The following is a 2713-nucleotide window of genomic DNA, read 5'->3' as shown; positions in this document are numbered from 1 at the left end:
CTTTGGATCCGACACCGGTCCGGTGTAGGCAAAAATGGATTTGAAATCGGAGGGAACCATGACCAATATCGTCGCCACCGGCGAGCCACCTGAAGCCGTCCGTATCATGATCAAGGTTTATGCCTGCGTGCTGCTCGCAGGATTTGCGTTTGTTCCAGCCTATCTGATTGGCTACTTGTACTTCTTTCAAGACCCCACCCTTATATTCGAGAACCACCTGTTCCATATCATTGCGATCACGGCAGCCACCTTGGCAGGCTTGTTTGTGACTTACGTAACGTGGCGCTGCTATCAGTCATCGGGAGACCCGCTGCTGCGATGGATGACGCTTGGCTTTCTCGGTTTTGTGCTGATCTACGCGTTGCATGGTGCGTTCACCGGACTCGCACACCACAATATCTGGCTCTTCCTGCTTTATGGACCGGCCTCTCGACTGGTCATGGCGAGTCTGCTGTTAGTCGGAATGCTTTCGTACCACCGCCCACCTGATGCCCCGGACCAACGAATGAAGGTCCGCCCGTGGTTGACCTGGATAGGACTGTTCCTGCTGGTTGACCTGGCAGTGGCGTACGTCGCGAATTCGTCGATCGCCGGCCATCTCGCGGTGCGCCTCTCGCTGGAAGGTGGTGCCCTCGTTCTTTCCACATTGACCGTGGCAATGCTCCTGCTGCGCCGTATCAGTTCGCCGCTGATGGTGATTGTTGTCATCTCGGTCACCGCGTTCGCATTGTCCTCTCTCGCCTTTATTCTTGCCCGTCCGTGGAACCACATGTGGTGGCTCGCTCATGTGATCTTCGCCGCTGGATTCTTCCTGTTGAGCTATGGGGTCGTGCAAGCATTCCTCACCACGCGGTCGTTCTCGAAGATTTACAGCCAAGAGGAGCTGATGGTGCGTCTTTCCGAGGCGATGGCGTATACCGAGAGCGCCCTGCAGGAACTCCAGCGCACCAATCAGGAACTCGGGCACCTGGCGGCGACCGATCCACTGACAGGTGCTGATAATCGCCGTCGGTTCATGGAGCGGGTCGAAGCCGAAATTGGCCGGACCGCGCGCGGCGGTGCGCCATTCTCTGTGTTGGCGCTCGATCTCGACAATTTCAAGGCGATCAACGATCGCTTCGGGCATCAGGTTGGCGATGACATCCTGAAGAGGTTCGTGCAGAAATGCCTCGATTCGATCCGGCCGTATGACGGCGTAGCCCGAGTGGGCGGGGAAGAGTTCATGATACTGCTACCTCAGACTTCACTCGAAGGCGCGCAGGTAGTCGCCGAGCATCTGCGAAGCACCGTTGCAAAGACTTCTTTTAATGGCCTGCAGCGGTCAAGCGCGGTCACAGTGAGCATCGGTGTATCGCAATCCGGCCGCGACGGCGACACCATCGAGGCCATTCTGCGTGTAGCCGATCAACGCCTGTATCACGCTAAACACCAAGGCCGTAACCGGGTGGTCACTGCCATCAAAACCAGCCTCCAACCTCTGCCCTGACCCTCATTTCGAAGTTGCTGAAAGCGTCGGCATCGATATCCCGGCTGTTTTCCGGGCTCGCTGAAAATCCTGTGGGAGGGGCGGTGCGGCGATCCTACTTACCTGCGAAGGCGGCCTGACAGCCGGCCTGGCTCTTGCGGATGTACACAGACCCACTGTGGGAGCGAGCCTGCTCGCGATAGCGGCCTGACAGCCGACCTGTCTCTCGCGGATGTACCCAGATCCAATGTGGGAGCGGCGGTGCGACGATCCGACTTGCTCGCGATGGCGGCCTGACAGCCCGCCTGGCTCTTGCGGATGTACCAGATCCATTGTGGGAGCGAGCTTGCTCGCGATAGGCGGCCTGACAGCCGGCCTATCTCTCACTGGTGTACATATCCATTTCCGCGGTAACGGCCACTTAAGGTTTCGCTTTTACAGCGAGTCCCTTTGGCAAACGCCCCAAAGGAACCAAAGGTCTCGCCCCAAGCGTTCGGCACCTCGCCAAGGCTCGGTGTTCCCTCGCTCCGGTGTCCATCAGGGGGCGCCGCAATGCGGCGGAGTCAGCTGCGCTGACGGCGCTACGCGCCACCCCCCTGATGAACACCTCCACTCGGCCTGCCGAAGGGGCGGGTAGATCAAGATCAGGATCAAAAGCCAAAGCAAAAGCCAGAGCCAAAGCGAGGCGGCCTGACAGCCGGCCTGGCTCTCGCGGATGTACCCAGACAATTGAGGGGCTGCGAGAAGGCGGTGTGTCAGTCAATACAAGTGCCTACTGACACCCCGCGAGTACGCCCACACAGTTGATCTTCGTACAGGCATGAAAAAACGCCGCTCATCTCACGATGGGCGGCGTTTTTTTGTGGCGAGGGAGCTTGCTCCCGCTGGGTTGCGAAGCGGCCCGAAAATCAGCCACCGCGAGTATCCAGATGGAATGCGGGGGCTGATTTTACGATTGCTGCGCCCGAGCGCGGACAGGCCGGCGGGAGCAAGCTCCCTCGCCACAGGCGTCAGGCTTGAACGACCGGGATGTTGGCGTTCGCAGCCGCTTCACGGAACTCGGCGATCTGGTCGAAGGACAGGTAGCGGTAAACATCGGCCGCCATGCTGTCGATCTTGCCGGCGTATTCCATGTACTCCTCGACGGTCGGCAGACGACCCAGGATGGAGGCGACAGACGCCAACTCGGCCGAAGCCAGGTAGACGTTCGCGCCGTCGCCCAGACGGTTCGGGAAGTTACGGGTCGAC

Annotated in this window: 2 protein-coding genes; one reads left to right on the top strand and one right to left on the bottom strand. The window is 59.4% G+C overall.

Annotation, left to right across the window (positions count from 1 at the left end; genetic code table 11):
* Positions 1–58 precede the first annotated feature (58 nt).
* Entirely contained in the window at positions 59–1486 is a 1428-nt protein-coding gene (locus F8N85_RS33615) for a GGDEF domain-containing protein (protein WP_150807346.1), read from the top strand.
* Positions 1487–2475: 989 nt separating this feature from the next.
* On the opposite strand, the gene F8N85_RS33610 is transcribed toward F8N85_RS33615, so the two are convergent.
* Positions 2476–2713 (bottom strand): hypothetical protein (locus F8N85_RS33610; protein ID WP_150807656.1); only part of this gene is annotated, 238 nt, incomplete at its 5' end.

This window comes from Pseudomonas fluorescens, assembly GCF_902497875.1.
Lineage (GTDB): Bacteria > Pseudomonadota > Gammaproteobacteria > Pseudomonadales > Pseudomonadaceae > Aquipseudomonas > Aquipseudomonas fluorescens_BR.
Note: the sequence above shows the minus strand (reverse complement) of the source record. Positions and strands in the feature narration are given on the sequence as shown.